Raw genomic sequence first — 16,946 nt, forward strand, 5'->3', positions numbered from 1 at the left:
GATGAAAATTTTTTTATTGGAAAAATCACCTTTTGTATCTGATTATTTAAGTAATTTAAAGGAAGACAATTTTTCAATTATAGCTTTTTCAGATACTGATAAGGCTTTGCAGAGCATTGAAGAGCACAGTCCACATTTAATAGTTTCAGGTGTTGATATAGAAGAATCAGATTTATTAAGTTTTTTTCAAAAAATAAGAGAAAAATACTCTCTTTTACTACCAATTTTAGCAGTGCTGAATTTTTACTCTTTCATAAATCTTGAGCAATTAAGAAAGCTTGGCGTAGATTTCATTGTTAAGCCATTTACATTAGAAGAATTAAATGAGAAAATACAATCTCTGCTGGGCATAAAAAAACAGTCAATTTCTATTCAAGAAAAAGAAGATGAATTAATTAGCAAACTCAGACCTTACATAAACAGGGAAGTTAACAGGGAAATGAAAAATATTTTCAAACAAATTCTGGAGGTCATGGAACAAAAAGATGCTTAAAGAAAAGGTTATAAGTGAAGTTTATCAACCTCAGGAAATTGAAGTGAGGCTTTATAGCTTCTGGGAAGAAAAAGGTTTCTTTAAACCAGATCCTGATCCTAAAAAAACACCTTACTGCATTGTAATTCCACCTCCCAATGTAACAGGGACTCTTCATATGGGACATGCTTTAAACGCAACTCTTCAAGACATATTAATCCGATGGAAAAGAATGCTTGGCTATGCTACTTTATGGATTCCAGGCACAGACCATGCTGGAATTGCCACTCAAAATGTTGTGGAAAGAGAACTTTTAAAAGAGGGACTGAATAGATATCAAGTTGGTAGAAATTCTTTTCTTCAGAGAGTATGGCAGTGGAAGGACTCCTGTGGAGGGAAAATTATACAACAACTTAAAAGAATAGGTGCTTCCTGTGACTGGTCTCGTCTTCGCTTTACAATGGATGAAAGGCTTTCAAAGGCTGTTAAAGAGGTTTTCCTGAGACTTTTTGAGGAAGGACTCATATACAGGGAGCTGAGACTTATTAACTGGTGTCCGAGATGCCATACAGCTCTTTCTGATCTTGAGGTAGAGCATGAAGAAATAGAAGGTAAGCTTTATTACATAAACTATCCATTAAAAGATGCGGCTGGGCAATTTATTACAGTGGCAACAACCAGACCTGAAACAATGCTTGGAGATACAGCAGTTGCTGTTAATCCTGAAGACAAAAGATACCAAAATTTTATTGGTAAAATTCTTATACTTCCTCTTATGAATAGAGAGATTCCTATAATTGCAGATAGTTCTGTTGATATGGAGTTTGGAACAGGTGCTGTTAAGGTCACTCCTGCTCATGACTTCAATGATGCTGAAATAGCTCAAAGACACAATCTTCCCTATGTATGTGTGATTGATGAAGAAGGAAAAATGACTGAGGAAGCTGGTAAGTATAAGAGACTTGATAGATATGATGCGAGAAAACGAATAATTGAAGACCTTGAAAGAGTTGGACTTCTTGAAAAAATAGAAAAACATAAACATGCTGTGGGACATTGTTATAGATGTAAAACAGTTATTGAGCCCTTTCAGACTGTTCAGTGGTATGTGAAAATAAAACCATTAGCTGAGGAGGCAGTAAAGGTTGTTCAGGAGGGTAAAATAAGATTTATTCCTGAAGGATGGGTTAATAACTACTATGCCTGGATGCGTGATATAAAGGACTGGTGTATTTCAAGGCAGCTTTGGTGGGGGCATAGAATTCCTGTATGGTACTGTGCAAAATGTAAAACACAGCAAGGTATTGAACAGGGCGATCTGATAGAAATTTTATTTTACAAACCATATAGTTTTAATGGAAGAGAAATATGGAGCGGTACATACAATGAATTAAGAAAACTTGGCATTACTAAAGATGAAATTGAACAGACAGCAAAGATGATTAAAATTCCAAAGGAGCTTTCTCATTTTGCAAGCAGAAATGAACCCAGAGTCTGTCCAGTATGTGGCAGTGAAGAAATAATACAGGACCCTGATGTTCTTGATACATGGTTTTCTTCAGCATTATGGCCCTTTTCAACACTTGGCTGGCCAGAGGAAACAGAGGATTTAAAAAGATTTTATCCTACAACTGTTCTTGTTACAGGTTTTGATATAATATTTTTCTGGGTTGCAAGAATGATAATGATGGGAATGAAATTTATGGGTGATATTCCTTTCAGAGATGTTTATATTCATGCCCTTGTGAGAGATTCAAAGGGACAGAAGATGAGCAAATCAAAGGGTAATGTAATAGATCCTCTTGTGATGATAGAAAAATACGGAGCAGATGCCTTTAGATTCACCCTTGCAGCATTTGCAGCTCAGGGCAGAGACATAAAGTTTTCAGAAGAAAGAGTTGAAGGATACAGGCATTTTATAAACAAAATTTGGAATGCTATGAAGTTTATAATGAGCTTTGCTCATTTAAGAACAGAGGAAACTGTTACAATGCAAGAGTTGAAAGCTTTCAAAAACAGATGGATTCTGTCAAAACTTTCAGAAACAATAGAAGAAACGAATCAGGCTTTAGAGGCGTACAGGTTTAATGATGCAGCAAATTCAGTTTATCAATTTCTCTGGCATGAATTCTGTGACTGGTATATAGAGTTAAGCAAGGTTGTGTTATACTCTGAAACAGAAAACAAGGAAGAAACTGTTAACTGCCTTTTCTATGTTTTTGAAAATGTTTTAAAACTTTTACATCCCTTTATGCCTTATGTGACAGAGGAAATCTGGCTTAATATATTAAAAAAGGACCAATCAATAATGATTTCTTCATATCCAACCAATGACCTTGTAGGCAGAGATGAAGATTCAGTTGAAAAAATGGAATACATAATGCAAGCAATTTCAGGAGTAAGAAGTATTCGTGGAGAACTGAATATATCTCCTTCAGTAAGTCTTGAACTATTTATTAAACCACTTTCTTTAAAGGCTGAGAAGGTTTTAAATGAAGGATATCAATTTATTTTAAAACTTGCCAGAGCAAAAACATTAAAAATCAGCAAGGAGATTGTCAGGCAAAAAGGCTCAGCAGTTTCAGTAAAAAAAGAGTTTGAAATTTATATTCCTGTAAAGGAAATAATAGACATAGGTCAGGAGAAAAAGAGGCTTTTAAAGGAACTTCAAAAAACTGAAGCAGACATAAAATTTCTCAACAAAAAATTGATGAATGAAGATTTTATAAAAAACGCACCTAAAGAGGTGGTTGAGAAAGATAGAGAAAAATATGAAGAGCTTTTAATTAAAAGTGATAAAATAAAAGAGAATCTTAAGGTTCTTGAAGAATTAGATTAGGAGGAAAAGATGGAAGAAAAAATAGAAATTGAAGGACAGAGTATGGATATAGTTGAAGCTGAATTTCTCACTATAAAACAGAGTACAGCAAGGGCTATTGAAGCAGGTTCTGCAGAAATGCAGCAGATATGTGCATTAAGTATTGATTCAGAAAAAGCTGAAGTTACACAGGGAGCAATAGGATTTGTAAGAGCTAATGAATTAAACATGAATCAGTGTATAAGTGGAGTTGCAGTTGGAGAGAAAACTGATGTTAACTTTTCTCTCTGTCCTATTGCCATTGGTAGAGAGGAAGCTGAAATTAAAAGATCAGCATCAGGTATAGTTATAGGGAATAATGTGGAGGTTAAAAATTCTGCCAGTCTAATTGTAATAGGCAAAAACATTCAGGGCAATGTTACCACTCTTTTTGACTGGAAGAGCGCTATTGCAATTACAGCAGTCGCAGGAGGCATTTACGGGCTTTTAAGACTTTTTTTTAAGAGATAATGTACACTTCACTAATTGATGAACTTTTCAGAATAGCAATCTTAGAGGATATTGGAAAAGGTGATATAACTTCAGAAATAGTTGTTCCTGAAAAATGTGACGCTGTTGCTCAGATAATATGTAAAGAAAATCTGATCCTTGCAGGAATGCCTTTTATAAAAAGATTTTTTTCAATTCTCTCTTCAGCCTTAAGCCTTCAGCCTGATAATTTATTCTTTGAGGAACACTACAGAGATGGCGATTTTATTGAAAAAGGTAATGCAATTGCCACACTTAAAGGCAATACAAGATTGCTTCTTGCAGGAGAAAGAACTGCCTTAAATCTTTTACAGCGACTTTCAGGCATTTCCACTTTTACATCAGAATTTGTTAAAAAAATTAAAGACCTTCCAGTTAAAATTCTTGATACAAGAAAAACAACTCCTGGCTTAAGATTTATGGAAAAATATGCTGTAAGGGTAGGTGGAGGACATAATCATCGTTTTGCTCTTTATGATGCGGTTTTAATAAAGGACAATCATATTAAAATTGCAGGTTCTGTAAGAGAGGCAGTGCTTAAGGCAAAAAAAACCTGTATTTATCAGAAAATTGAGGTTGAGGTAAAAACTATTGAAGAGCTTGAGGAGGCAATTAGTGCAGGAGCAGACATTGTAATGCTTGACAATATGGAGATTGAAACAATGAAAAAGGCTGTATCCATTGCAAAAGGCAGAGTTCTAATTGAAGCCTCAGGTGGTGTTAATCTTGAAAATGTAAGAGAGATTGCTTTAACAGGTGTAGATTTTATCTCTATTGGAGCTTTAACTCATTCTGCCAGAGCTGTTGACATAAGCATGAAAATAAGGGAGGTTTTATGAGCATTACTTACAAGCAAGCTGGTGTTGATATTGATGAAGCGGAAAGATTTGTAAAAATGATTTCTCCTCTTGTGAAGACAACTTTTCGGAGAGAAGTTCTTACTGAGATAGGACTTTTTGCAGGATTATTTAGTCTGGATATAAAAAAATACAAAGAGCCAGTGCTGGTAAGTGGAACAGATGGAGTTGGAACAAAGCTTAAAATAGCCTTTGAAGTAGACAGACACGATACAGTTGGAATAGACCTTGTTGCTATGTGTGTGAATGATATTCTGACGGTTGGTTCAGAGCCTTTATTTTTTCTTGATTATTTTGCTGTAGGAAAGCTCAATGCTGAAAGAGCAACTCAGGTTATGAAAGGCATTGTTGAAGGTTGCAGGCAGGCAGGCTGTGCACTTATAGGAGGTGAGACTGCTGAACTGCCTGGCTTTTATAAAAAAGAGGAATATGACCTTGCAGGTTTTGCTGTGGGAGTGGTTGAAAAAAGAGAAATTATTGATGGAAGAGAAATAAAAGAAGGAGATGCAATAATAGGTGTTGCTTCATCAGGACTTCACAGCAATGGTTTTTCTCTTGTAAGAAAAGTTCTTTTTGAGAGAGCAAAAATGAAAATAGATCAGTATGTTCCTGAATTGGGTTGCAGTCTTGCTGAGGAATTACTCAAGCCCACTCAAATCTATGTTAAAGCCTATTTTGCTCTTAAAGGAAAAGTTAAGGTTAAAGGCATGGCGCATATAACAGGTGGTGGAATTCCTGGAAATTTACCAAGAATTTTCCCTGAAAATAAAACTGCTGTGCTATATAAAAAACAATGGCAGATTCATCCAGTATTTCAACTTATTCAAGAAACAGGAAAGGTGAAAGAATCAGAGATGTTTAAAGTTTTCAACATGGGAATAGGCTATATTTTTATCATTGACAGTAAAGATGTGAAAAAGGCATTGAATATTTTAAATAAAAAAGGATACAGAGCTTACTGTATTGGTGAAATAATCACAGGAAAAGGAAAAATTAAAGTAGAATGAAGATATTTCATAGAGAAGTCCAATTAGGAGAAGTTTTTTTAAAATTTATAAATTTCTATTCAGAGCCATTGATACTTTTTGATCCTGAAAGAATAGAGATAATCTATATGAATCAGCCTGCAATGAATTTTTTTGGTGTGCATTCAGAGTTATCAGAATTTTTTGAAGAACAGGAGTATAAAAACTTTATTAGATTAATTCATGATTGCTACAGCATAGAAGACCAAAGGGTTATAAGTTATAGAAAAAATGATGGCAGTAAAGGGGTTTTGCTTTTCAGTTTGTATCCTTTGGAATGGGAGGATCAGAGAGTTGTATTTTTTAAATTTAATGACATAACAGAAAAAATAAGGAAAAAGGAAGAAAAAAGAAGAAGAAATGCTCAATTAATACTGCAGGACAAACTAAAATCAATTGATCTGGTTACTTCAAGTATATCTCACGAAATAAACAACATCTGTAATTTTATGTTGAATAATCTCAGAATAACATTGCAGGCATGGCAGGATGTTTTTAATCTTGTTAAAGAGTATGAGAATGAAAATGGTGAGTTTTTGCTGGGAGGAATCTCATCTACAGAGATTGAAAAAATTATTCCAAGACTTATGCTGTCAATCATGGAGGGTATAACGAGAGTTTCAGATACCATTGATGATTTCAGAAAATACATTAAAGAAGGTTTAAAATCTGAATTCTCAATTATTGATGTAAATGAAGTGATAAAGAGAGTGGTAACAATGCTTAATCATCATATTTTTATGCATACTGAAAATTTTGGTCTTAATCTTCAAGAAGGATTACCAAAAATAAGAGGTAATACGCAAAAGATTGAGCAGGTTATAATAAATCTGTTAATGAATGCCTTACAGGCATTACCTGACAGAAAAAAGGGAATTTTTATCTCCACAGGCATAAAAAGAGATAAAATATACATTGAAATCAGAGATGAAGGCATTGGAATTTCTAAGGATATAATGCCTTATATTTTTGAGCCATTTTTTTCAACAAAATATTCATCAGGTGGTTCAGGGCTTGGACTTTATCTTTCAAAGTGCATTATAGAAGAAGTTGGCGGCGAAATCACAATTAAATCAGAAGAAAATACAGGTACGCAAATAATCATTTATTTGCCCTGTTATCATGGACATGGAAAACTTTAATTACTCTGTTGCAATAATAGATGATGAAAAGGAGTCTTTGTATACATATTCATTAATTCTGAAACAATCGGGAATCAATGATGTTATTTTAATTGAGGATCCAAGAGAACTTCCTGTAATTTTAAAAGAAAGAGCATTTTCTATTTTACTGCTTGACCTTTCAATGCCACATATCTCAGGTTTTGAACTTTTAAAATATATATCAGTGGAATATCCTGACATTCCTGTAATTATATTAACAGCAATAAAAGACATAGAAACAGCTGTTGAATGCATAAAAATAGGTGCTTCTGATTATCTGGTAAAGCCTGTTGAAAAAAATAAGCTAATTTTATCAATAAAAAAAGCATTGGAAATGAATCGCCTGAAGGAGGAGATTTCAGGATTAAAGCATCGCTTAATAGAGGATAAACTTGAACATGAAGAGGCTTTTTCAGAAATTATTACTGTAAATCAAAAAATGAGAGGTATTTTTCAATACATAGAAGTAATATCCAAAACAGAGCAACCTGTTTTAATAACAGGTGAAACAGGAACAGGAAAGGAACTTGTGGCAAAAGCAATTCATAAAATAAGCGGCAAAAAAGGTGATTTTGTGGCAGTAAATGTGGCAGGACTTGATGATACAATGTTTTCTGATACTCTATTTGGTCACAGAAAAGGAGCATTTACAGGAGCGATATCTAACAGGGAAGGACTTATTTTAAGAGCAAAAGGAGGAACTCTTTTTCTTGATGAAATCGGAGATTTATCTGAGGCTTCTCAACTTAAGCTGTTAAGGGTTATTCAGGAAAAAGTTTATTATCCTCTTGGTTCTGATATCCCGAAAAGCACTGATGCAAGAATTATAGTTGCCACAAATCAGGATATACATGATATGGTTAACAAAGGGATTTTCCGAAAGGACTTATTTTACAGACTCAAAGCACATCATGTACATCTTCCACCTTTAAGAGAAAGAAAGGATGATATACCTGTTTTAGTTGAGCATTTTATTGCAGAAGCTGCACAACAGCTGGGGAAAAAACCTCCCAAGTATCCAAAAGAGTTATTAATTCTTTTAATGAATTACAGCTTTCCAGGAAATATAAGAGAATTAAAAATGATAATCTATGATGCAGTGGCTCGGTGTAAATCCTCCATTTTGTCATTAGAACTCTTCAAAGATATGATAGACATAAGCAATTCCATTGATAAAGAGCTTAAAAGTGAGATAGTAAAGTTTTATATCCAGATGAGATTTCCTGATAAACTTCCCACATTAAAGGAAATGGAAGAACTGCTTATCCATGAAGCTTTAAGAAGAGCTAAAGGGAATCAGGGTATTGCAGCTTCAATGCTTGGTATAACAAGGCAGGCACTTAATAAAAGATTGCATAAATTGCATAAAAAATAACCCCTGAAAAAATTTTTTCTAAATTATAGTTCAAGCAACCTTAGTTGCACCCGCTTTGTTAAAAAAGTTTTTGAATTATATGAAAATTTTATGTGGCATATAGATTGTTAATAAGTTAAATAGATGAACCGATTAAATTTTCCATACAGCCCCCTGATGAGTTTAATCGGTGGACAGGGGAAGCGGTTGAGGCATGAAACCTCAAAGCTTCCCTTTTTATTTAAAAACTAAAGAAGGAGGAGGTTTATGGAACTTACCAGACGAAGTTTTCTTAAAATCTCAACAGGCGCTCTCCTTCTTAGCTCACTTGGTCTTAATCTTGAGCCTGCAAAAGCCTATGCAGCTGAGCTAAGAACAAAGGGCGCTAAGGAGACAACTACAATCTGTCCTTACTGTTCTGTTGGCTGTAGTATCATTGTTTCTGTAAAGGATGGAAAAGTAATTAACACAGAAGGAGATCCGGATAGTCCTATTAATGAAGGAACACTATGTCCAAAAGGTGCCTCAATTTATCAGATGGCAAACAATCCTTACAGGGTCACAGAACCCCTTTATCGTGCACCTGGAGCTACAGAATGGAAAAAGATAAGCTGGGAGGAGGCTTTAAACAAGATTGCAAGGCTTGTAAAGAAGACAAGGGATAAGTATTTTATTACAAAAAATGCTCAAGGACAGGTTGTAAACAGAGTTGATGCCATTGCCCATGTTGGTTCAGCAGCCCTTGATAATGAAGAATGCTATCTTCTTCAAAAATTAATGCGTTCCTGGGGGCTTGTTTATATTGAACATCAAGCTCGTATATGACACTCCGCTACTGTAGCGGCTCTGGCAGAGTCGTTTGGTAGAGGAGCAATGACAAACCACTGGATTGATCTTAGAAATGCAGATGTTATTTTAGTTATGGGTGGTAATCCTGCAGAAAACCATCCTGTCTCAATGAAATGGATAATGAAAGCTAAGGAACAAAGAGGAGCTAAACTCATTGTAGTTGATCCAAAATTTACAAGAACAGCTTCAAAAGCAGACCTTTATGTTCCGATTCGTTCTGGAACAGACATTGTATTTCTTGGTGGTTTGATTAAATATATAATTGACAACAATCTCTATTTCAAAGAATATGTAGTAAACTACACAGATGCATCATTCCTTGTTGATCCAAACTTTAAAACCGCTGAAGAGCTTGATGGAGTATTCTCAGGATATGATGAGAAAAAGAGAGCCTATGACAAATCCACCTGGAAGTATCAACTTGATGAAAATGGAGTACCAAAGAAAGACCCAACGCTTCAGCATCCAAATTGTGTTTTCCAGTTACTCAAGAAACAATATTCAAGATACACCATTGATACAGTAGCAAATATTACAGGAGCACCAAAGGAAAAAATTGAAGAGTGTTACAAGATCCTCGCCTCAACAGGTAAACCAGATAAAGTTATGACAGAATGTTATGCAATGGGCTGGACACAGCATACTGTAGGTGTTCAGAATGTAAGAGCCTTTTCTATTATTCAAATGCTACTTGGCAATATAGGAATGGCAGGTGGTGGCGTAAATGCTCTGAGAGGTGAATCAAATGTTCAGGGCTCAACTGACCACGGACTTCTTTTCCATATCCTTACAGGATACAACCCCACACCTGTGGCAAGCGATGTAGATCTTACAAAATACATTGAAAAATATACTCCAAAAACAAAAGAGCCAAAGAGTGTTAACTGGTTGTCTAACAGACCAAAGTACATTGTGAGTTATTTAAAGGCTTTATACGGTGAAAAAGCCACAAAGGAAAATGATTTCTGTTACAGTTATCTTCCCAAGAGAGATGATGGGCAGGACTGCTCATGGCTTATGATATTTGATCAGATGTACAAAGGAAATATTAAAGGATTCTTTGCCTGGGGACAGAATCCAGCATGTTCAGGTGCCAATTCTAACAAAACAAGAAAATCACTTGCTAAGCTTGACTGGCTTGTAGTAGTCAATCTCTGGGATAATGAAACAGCTTCATTCTGGCGTGGTCCAGGTATGGATCCAAAGAAGATAAAAACTGAGGTATTTTTCTTACCCTGTGCAAGCTCTGTGGAAAAAGAAGGAAGTATTACCAACTCAGGAAGACTTGCCCAGTGGAGATACAAAGCAGTTAATCCACCTGGTAAAGCGATGCCAGATGCAGAGATAATTAATGAGCTTTACTTCAGAGTAAAGAGACTTTATGAAAAAGAGAAGGGAGCATTTCCTGAGCCAATAATTTATCTTACATGGAATTATGGTGAAACAGACAAAAACGGAAAAGTAAAACACATTGATACTCATAAAGTTGCCAAAGAGATAAACGGATACTTTACCACTGACATAGCAGAACATCCTGTGGACAAAAAAGCATACAAAAAAGGTCAGCAACTCCCAAGCTTTGTATTTCTCAGAGATGATGGTAGCACAGCATGTGGTAACTGGATATATTCTGGAAGTTATACTGATGCAGGTAACATGATGGCAAGAAGAGGAAAGGAAGATCCAACAGGACTTGGGCTTTATCCGAACTGGGCATGGTGTTGGCCTGTAAACAGAAGAATACTTTACAACCGTGCAAGTGTTGATCCACAGGGTAATCCATGGGATCCAAAGAGAGCTGTAATTAAATGGGATGCAGTAAACAAGAAATGGGTTGGGGATGTGCCAGATGGACCTGCACCTCCACTTGTAATGGAAGGCGGAAAGCTTCCATTCATAATGAAGCCTCTTGGAGTGGGTGCAATATTTGGTCCTGGATTAGCAGATGGACCATTCCCTACTCACTATGAGCCTCTTGAGTGTCCGTTCTCAGAAAATCCACTTTACAAGAAACACAGAATAAATCCAACAGTAAAACTTTTTGGTACTGATGCAGATACCTTTGTATTTTGTGACACAAGATATCCATATGTGGGTACAACATACAGAGTAACAGAGCACTGGCAGACAGGAGTAATGACAAGACATACTGACTGGTTACTTGAACTGGAGCCTCAGGTATTTGCAGAGATTGATCCAGTACTTGCAAAGGAAAAGGGAATAAAGAGTGGAGATAAAGTGATTGTTTCTTCAGCAAGAGGAAAGCTCTGGGCAATTGCAATAGTTACTCCAAGACTTCAGCCAATGAAAGTTTTAGGTCAGACCATTCATATTGTAGGACTTCCATGGCACTTTGGATGGCAGTGGCCTAAGGATGGTTCTGGTGGAGACAGTGCAAATCTTCTCACGCCATCAGTGGGCGATCCCAATACCATGATACCTGAGACAAAGGCATTCATGGTAAACATAGAGAAGGCATAGGAGGTGAAAAATGGCACGTAAGGGATTGTTAATAACACCAGATATATGCATAGGATGCAGAGCCTGTCAGGTGGCATGCAAGGAGTGGAACCAGCTTCCTGCAACAAAGACAAAAAACAATGGAACCCATGAAAATCCACCAGACCTTGATGCAAATAACTTCAACAGAATCAGATTTATAGAGCACGCTGATTCTAAGGGAATAAAATGGCTTTTTGTGAGCCAAAGATGCATGCACTGTGGTGAGCCTGCCTGTGTTCAGATATGCCCTGTTGGTGCATTGATAAAAGATAAAGAAACAGGTATTGTCTATTATGACAAGAACAAATGCATAGCCTGTCATGCCTGCCGTTCTGCCTGCCCCTTTGATATTCCAAGATATGATCAGGGTGGAAAAGGTAAGATTTCAAAATGTCACATGTGCATTGACAGAGTTCAGGCTGGACTTACACCTGCATGTGCAAAGACATGTCCAACAGGAGCTATTAAATTCGGTGACAGAGATGCACTTATTAAAGAAGCAAAGGCTAAGGGATTCAAGCTTTATGGTGAGACAGACCTTGGAGGACTGGGAGTTGTATTTGCCCTTAAGGATTCACCAAAGGTTTACCAGCTTGTAGAATCACCTCGTATATCAGAGTCTGTTGCATTCTGGGGTTCTGTGTTAAGAACACTTGTAGGAAGAAGTGGTTCAACAACTTCCACCTTCATCAAATATCTTGCTCAGAAATCTACTGAAGAAGTAAAGAAATAACTTTTACAGAGGGGAGGTTCACTCCTCCCCTCAATTTATAATTCCACTATCCTGCGTTTTGGACAACTATTACATGGTAAAGAGGAATCATTTGAAATAAATTTTTTTCTGAAATCCTTAGAATTTCTTAAAATAAATGGTAGAGTTTTTTCAGTTATGTTGCCAAAAAAGATATTTTTAAATCCCTTTGCCGGGATCCCTGTGAATACACATGGAGAAACATATCCAAGAGAGTTTATAAAAATTGACTTCAATGGATTTTCAGAACAACTTTTTCCTTTTTTGAATGGGTGAGGAATGTTAAAGGATATTGATAGATTAAGTTTTTTCCCCTCTTTTATGACATTGACTGCTTTATTTTTTAAAATATTGAACTCTTCCTCTGTTTCAGGAACAAGGGATTCATCTTTAAGAGAAGATTCAGGAACAAAATCAAGAAGACTTATCACAACATGGGCAATGCCTTTTTTGCTAAAAATTTCAGGAATTTCTTCCAGCTCATCAAAGTTTGATTTAAGAAGCATGTAAGCAATGTGAATCTTTGGATTTGAGGATTCTTTTTTTATTTTCATCTTGTTTAATTGCTCAATTATTTTAAAAATCCTGTCAATCTTGGTTCCAGCACGCAATTCGTCATTTTTCTTTATACCTGTCAATGAAAAAGCTATCACATCCATTTGAAGATCAATTATTTTTTCTATATGGGATTGCTCAATTAACATTCCATTTGTTGTTGTACCAACTCTGCATCCATATTTTTTTGCAATCTCTACGAATTTAAAAAAATCGCTATTACAGAAAGGTTCACCCCATCCCTGAAGATAAAGGAGCCTGACTTTTTTAAGGTATGGTGCAATAAGAGAAAATTCAGAGAGACTAAGGTTTTTTCCTTTCCATGATTTTCTGTGCGTTGTATGAGGACAGTAAAAGCAGGAAGCATTACAAAAACCTGAGACTTCAACCTGAATCCAGTCAAGATGAGGCATTAAAATTTTTTCAAGTAGTTTCATTTTAGTTATTATAAACTATGACTTCATTTTTTTCATCTCTCTATGTTCATGTTCCTTTTTGCATAAAGAAGTGTAAATACTGCAGTTTCTATTCATTGCCCTATGATAGAGATTTAGAAAAGCTTTATATTAAGGCAATTCTAAAAGAAATAGAGATTGCAAAACATCTTCCCCATCTTCTTAAAACAATATATATAGGTGGAGGAACGCCTTCATCCTTGAGCATACATGGTTTGGAAAGTCTTCTTTCAGGTTTAAGAAAAAATTTTAAAATAGCCCGAGATGTGGAGTTTTCAATTGAGATAAATCCTAAAACTCTTAACATGGAAAAGCTTGATTTGTTAAAAGATTACGGAATTAACAGATTAAGCATAGGAGTTCAGTCATTTAATGATAAAGAACTCTTATTTTTAGGAAGAATTCATAATGCTCAGGAAGCAGTTAAAACCGTTGAAACTGCTTTAGAAAATGGCTTTGAAAACATATCAATTGATTTGATCTATGGGATTCCAGTACAGACATTGAAAAGCTTGAAGGAAACTCTTAATAAAGCAGTCAACACAGCTGTCAGCCACATTTCAGCATATGAACTCTCAGTGGAAGAAAATACACCACTTTGGAAGGAGCTTTATGCTGGGAATTTTTCACTTTTTTCACAGGATGATATTGCTTTAATGTATGAGCTTATCACAGATTTTCTTAAAGAAAAAGGATTCAAAAAATATGAGATATCAAACTTTGCTCGGACAGGCTTTGAATGCAAACACAATATTTCATACTGGTTAAGAAAACCATATCTCGGGCTTGGTCCTTCAGCTCATTCCTTTATTGATAGAAAAAGGTTTCACAATCCCTTAAATTTATTTCTTTATGCAAATTCTTTACTTAACGGTAAACTTGCGTGGATAGATGATTATTCTGTTGATAAAGTGGAGTCATTAAAAGAAAAGATTTTTCTCGGGTTGAGGATGACAGAAGGCATCAATCTTAAAGAAAGATGTTTGCTTGAGTTTTTAAAGGATTTTGAAAAGGAAAAACTGCTCAGCATTTCAGGTAATAAAGTGAAACTTACAGATAAAGGAATGCTTATCTCTAACGAGATTTTTGCCAGGGTATTATTACATATTGAAAACTGTCCTGCCTGTAAACAAGAATGAGAAGGTCAGAGTCTGCTGTTTTTGAGATGATATCATTAAAATCACTCATGGAGTTTACTGGTTTTTTGTTAATCTCAATAATTATATCTTCCTCTTTAAGTATTCCAAGTGCAGGACTGTCTTCATTAACTTTCTTTACATAGACACCCTTTATAGATTTCTTTAAATTTGCCTTTATTTCTTCAGGAATTTCTATAATCTCAACACCTTTTATCTTTGATGTATGAAAAGACTTTGTCTGAAGCAGAGTTTCTGGAGGTTCTTCAAGGATTACTTGAAAATTTTTATAAAGTCCTTCTCTTAAAATCTTTAAATTGACAGAGTCTCCAGCAAACTTTGTTGAGATTATATTTTGCAGATCTTTTAACTCTTTAATCATGTAACTATCCGCTTCAACAATTACATCTCCTCTTTTTAATCCTGCTCTGTCTGATGGACCACCTTCATAAATATTTGTAATTAACACTCCTTCAGAAGCATTAAATATTTTGCTGAGTTGAGCAGTTAATGTTTGCCCCTGAAGTCCTAACCAGCCTGGTTTTCTTTTTATCAATTTATTGATCTCTGAATAAACAGGCTCAATCAACAAAGCCTCTGAAACATTATCGCTTTCTGTGATAACTCCGATTGGTGTTAAATCAAGAGAAAGAAGCAGAGAACCAGGAATCTGTTTGCCCTGAATCTGGAGTTTACTGTTTTTAAGTTTTCCTTTTACAAGCAGTAAAGATGGTTCTTCAAAGAATGTCAAGAGGAAAAATATTTCATCTTTTGTTGCTGATAGCCCAAAGTTTACTGGTTTGAGATCTCTATTGAGTTTTATTACAGCTATATTTAATTTTGAATCTACAGCAACCACAGGATTTTTTACTTTCTCAACAATTGTGGCTGGAAGTATGGCATAGTTTCTGTCTATTGCAACAGCCACTCCTTCCGGAAGAGGGATTATGGAATCTGAAAATCTTTGATAGATTGTATCAAATTTATTTTTTATTGATGTGGAAAAATTTTCTTCAGAATAAAGAGTTTTTGAAACTAAAGTAATGGTTACCAGAATAAAAACAGTGATTACAACTTTGGCATAATTTTTATCTGTAAACATCTCTTTGTATTATCATCAATTTTGAATCTGTCGTCAAGTCTGTAGCCTGCAATACACACAATCTCTCCATTACTTTCAATTACTGCAATACTGTCTCTTTCATCTCTCGGGACCTTTTCATCAACAAAGAAATCCTGAAGCTTTTTCTTTTTTCCAAAACCAAAAGGATAAAAGTAGTCTCCTGGTTTTCTTGCTCTTATAATTAGCGGAAATTTAATTTTATCCATGTCAATATAAATTATACTTTTCCCATTCCCGAAATCTTGAAGATCCTCTCTTTTTATTTCCTTTAGACTTAGAAAGACATTAGCTTCTTTAAGATAAATATCCATAGGCTCATGTATTTCATAAGTAGAAAGTCTTTTTGGAAGCTCTGCTGTTACTGTTAAAGTTGAATATCCCTTTATAGCTCTAATTCCTTTTGGAAGATATAATCTGTCACCTGGTTTACCATTTTTTATAAGTTTTATTATGTCTTCTATGTGATCAAAAGTTAGACCTTTTAAATCTCTCACACTATCAATGGCAACTCTTAAAGCTCTTCTTAATATAACTATATTGAGTACTTCCATTGGATTACAGAAGAGTTCAACTGTTTTATCTGTTTTTCTGCTCATAAGTCGCATTAAAGCTTTTGTTACTGCTATATTTATATAATCGTTTTCTTCTCTTAAAATATCAGCAGTTCTTGAAATAATTTTTGTAGCCTGCGGAGAGATTGATTTTACAACAGGCATCAAGGTCTTTCTTATTTTATTTCTTAAATACTTTAAGCTCTCATTTGATGGATCAATAATATAGGAAATGTTTTTTTCTGACAGGAATTTTTCTATTTCTGCTCTTTCAACTTCTATCAGAGGTCTTATGATTTTTTTTCTTACTGGAGGAATTCCGCTCAATCCAGCTGGTCCTGCTCCTCTTAAAAGTCTCATTATAACAGTTTCAGCTTGATCATCAGCATTGTGCGCTAATGCAATTTTATGTGCCTTAATGTTAATACTTATTTGCTCCAGTGCTCCATATCTCAGAACTCTTGCTGCTTCCTGGATATTTATCTTTTCAGTTTTTGCAAAGTTTCTAACATCTATTGATTGCGTATAAAAGGGTATATTGAGGGATTCGCACAAATGCCTACAAAATTCAATTTCTTTCGGAACATCATCAGGTCTTAGTCCATGATCTATATAGGCTGCTGAGATTTTTAATCTGTATTCAGGCTTAAGTATATTTAAAATCTGAAGAAGGCAAACAGAATCAGGTCCTCCTGAAAGAGCAACAAGGACATGATCTTCAGTTGAAATCATGTTGTATTTGTCAATTGTATGTTTGACTTTTTTGATTATATCCATCTGTTAATTTTAACAAATCTATCTTGATTT

Annotated in this window: 13 protein-coding genes; 10 read left to right on the forward strand and 3 right to left on the reverse strand. The window is 35.1% G+C overall.

Features of this window, described 5'->3' with window-relative positions:
- Position 1: 1 nt before the first annotated feature.
- From ACYQ3X_RS02745 to ACYQ3X_RS02785, 9 genes are all read left to right on the forward strand, one after another.
- On the forward strand, positions 2-493 hold the full coding sequence (locus tag ACYQ3X_RS02745; protein WP_460180305.1) for a response regulator: 492 nt from the start codon (positions 2-4) through the stop codon (positions 491-493).
- On the forward strand, positions 486-3,311 hold the full coding sequence (locus tag ACYQ3X_RS02750; RefSeq protein WP_460180306.1) for a valine--tRNA ligase: 2,826 nt from the start codon (positions 486-488) through the stop codon (positions 3,309-3,311). Before ACYQ3X_RS02745 ends, ACYQ3X_RS02750 begins: the two co-directional genes overlap by 8 nt.
- 9 nt (positions 3,312-3,320) lie before the next feature.
- Entirely contained in the window at positions 3,321-3,800 is a 480-nt protein-coding gene (locus tag ACYQ3X_RS02755) for a hypothetical protein (RefSeq protein ID WP_460180307.1), read from the forward strand.
- Positions 3,800-4,657: a carboxylating nicotinate-nucleotide diphosphorylase gene (gene nadC / locus ACYQ3X_RS02760; protein WP_460180308.1), complete on the forward strand. Its 858-nt coding sequence runs from the start codon at positions 3,800-3,802 to the stop codon at positions 4,655-4,657. The genes ACYQ3X_RS02755 and nadC overlap by 1 nt, the downstream gene beginning before the upstream one ends.
- A 2-nt stretch (positions 4,658-4,659) precedes the next feature.
- The gene (purM, locus tag ACYQ3X_RS02765; RefSeq protein ID WP_460181683.1) at positions 4,660-5,682 is read left to right on the forward strand and encodes a phosphoribosylformylglycinamidine cyclo-ligase; all 1,023 of its coding nucleotides are present in this window, start codon (positions 4,660-4,662) and stop codon (positions 5,680-5,682) included.
- Positions 5,679-6,842: a sensor histidine kinase gene (locus ACYQ3X_RS02770; RefSeq protein ID WP_460180309.1), complete on the forward strand. Its 1,164-nt coding sequence runs from the start codon at positions 5,679-5,681 to the stop codon at positions 6,840-6,842. The genes purM and ACYQ3X_RS02770 overlap by 4 nt, the downstream gene beginning before the upstream one ends.
- The gene (locus ACYQ3X_RS02775) at positions 6,829-8,238 is read left to right on the forward strand and encodes a sigma-54-dependent transcriptional regulator (protein ID WP_460180310.1); all 1,410 of its coding nucleotides are present in this window, start codon (positions 6,829-6,831) and stop codon (positions 8,236-8,238) included. The genes ACYQ3X_RS02770 and ACYQ3X_RS02775 overlap by 14 nt, the downstream gene beginning before the upstream one ends.
- A gap of 246 nt (positions 8,239-8,484) precedes the next feature.
- Entirely contained in the window at positions 8,485-11,547 is a 3,063-nt protein-coding gene (gene fdnG, locus ACYQ3X_RS02780) for a formate dehydrogenase-N subunit alpha (RefSeq protein ID WP_460180311.1), read from the forward strand.
- Between the two features lie 10 nt (positions 11,548-11,557).
- Entirely contained in the window at positions 11,558-12,301 is a 744-nt protein-coding gene (locus ACYQ3X_RS02785) for a 4Fe-4S dicluster domain-containing protein (RefSeq protein WP_460180312.1), read from the forward strand.
- A 35-nt stretch (positions 12,302-12,336) separates the two neighbouring features.
- On the opposite strand, the gene ACYQ3X_RS02790 is transcribed toward ACYQ3X_RS02785, so the two are convergent.
- On the reverse strand, positions 12,337-13,311 hold the full coding sequence (locus ACYQ3X_RS02790) for a radical SAM protein (protein WP_460180313.1): 975 nt from the start codon (positions 13,309-13,311) through the stop codon (positions 12,337-12,339).
- 17 nt (positions 13,312-13,328) lie between these two features.
- Here ACYQ3X_RS02790 and hemW point away from each other — a divergent pair, with 17 nt between their 5' ends.
- On the forward strand, positions 13,329-14,468 hold the full coding sequence (gene hemW, locus ACYQ3X_RS02795; protein WP_460180314.1) for a radical SAM family heme chaperone HemW: 1,140 nt from the start codon (positions 13,329-13,331) through the stop codon (positions 14,466-14,468).
- On the opposite strand, the gene ACYQ3X_RS02800 is transcribed toward hemW, so the two are convergent.
- Together ACYQ3X_RS02800 and tilS are read right to left on the reverse strand one after the other, a co-directional pair.
- Positions 14,404-15,567: a PDZ domain-containing protein gene (locus ACYQ3X_RS02800; protein WP_460180315.1), complete on the reverse strand. Its 1,164-nt coding sequence runs from the start codon at positions 15,565-15,567 to the stop codon at positions 14,404-14,406. The genes hemW and ACYQ3X_RS02800 overlap by 65 nt on opposite strands.
- A complete protein-coding gene (gene tilS / locus ACYQ3X_RS02805) occupies positions 15,534-16,916 on the reverse strand; it encodes a tRNA lysidine(34) synthetase TilS (protein ID WP_460180316.1) in 1,383 nt (460 codons plus the stop codon). The genes ACYQ3X_RS02800 and tilS overlap by 34 nt, the downstream gene beginning before the upstream one ends.
- Between the last annotated feature and the right edge of the window lie 30 nt (positions 16,917-16,946).

Source organism: Thermodesulfovibrio sp. TK110 (genome assembly GCF_054658355.1).

What these genes read in the sequence shown, in the direction of transcription:
- ACYQ3X_RS02745 (WP_460180305.1), top strand. Translation starts at nt 2, where the DNA reads ATGAAAATTTTTTTATTGGAAAAATCACCTTTTGTATCTGATTATTTA.
- ACYQ3X_RS02750 (WP_460180306.1), top strand. Translation starts at nt 486, where the DNA reads ATGCTTAAAGAAAAGGTTATAAGTGAAGTTTATCAACCTCAGGAAATT.
- ACYQ3X_RS02755 (WP_460180307.1), top strand. Translation starts at nt 3,321, where the DNA reads ATGGAAGAAAAAATAGAAATTGAAGGACAGAGTATGGATATAGTTGAA.
- nadC (WP_460180308.1), top strand. Translation starts at nt 3,800, where the DNA reads ATGTACACTTCACTAATTGATGAACTTTTCAGAATAGCAATCTTAGAG.
- ACYQ3X_RS02770 (WP_460180309.1), top strand. Translation starts at nt 5,679, where the DNA reads ATGAAGATATTTCATAGAGAAGTCCAATTAGGAGAAGTTTTTTTAAAA.
- ACYQ3X_RS02775 (WP_460180310.1), top strand. Translation starts at nt 6,829, where the DNA reads ATGGAAAACTTTAATTACTCTGTTGCAATAATAGATGATGAAAAGGAG.
- ACYQ3X_RS02785 (WP_460180312.1), top strand. Translation starts at nt 11,558, where the DNA reads ATGGCACGTAAGGGATTGTTAATAACACCAGATATATGCATAGGATGC.
- ACYQ3X_RS02790 (WP_460180313.1), bottom strand. Translation starts at nt 13,311, where the DNA reads ATGAAACTACTTGAAAAAATTTTAATGCCTCATCTTGACTGGATTCAG.
- hemW (WP_460180314.1), top strand. Translation starts at nt 13,329, where the DNA reads ATGACTTCATTTTTTTCATCTCTCTATGTTCATGTTCCTTTTTGCATA.
- ACYQ3X_RS02800 (WP_460180315.1), bottom strand. Translation starts at nt 15,567, where the DNA reads ATGTTTACAGATAAAAATTATGCCAAAGTTGTAATCACTGTTTTTATT.
- tilS (WP_460180316.1), bottom strand. Translation starts at nt 16,916, where the DNA reads ATGGATATAATCAAAAAAGTCAAACATACAATTGACAAATACAACATG.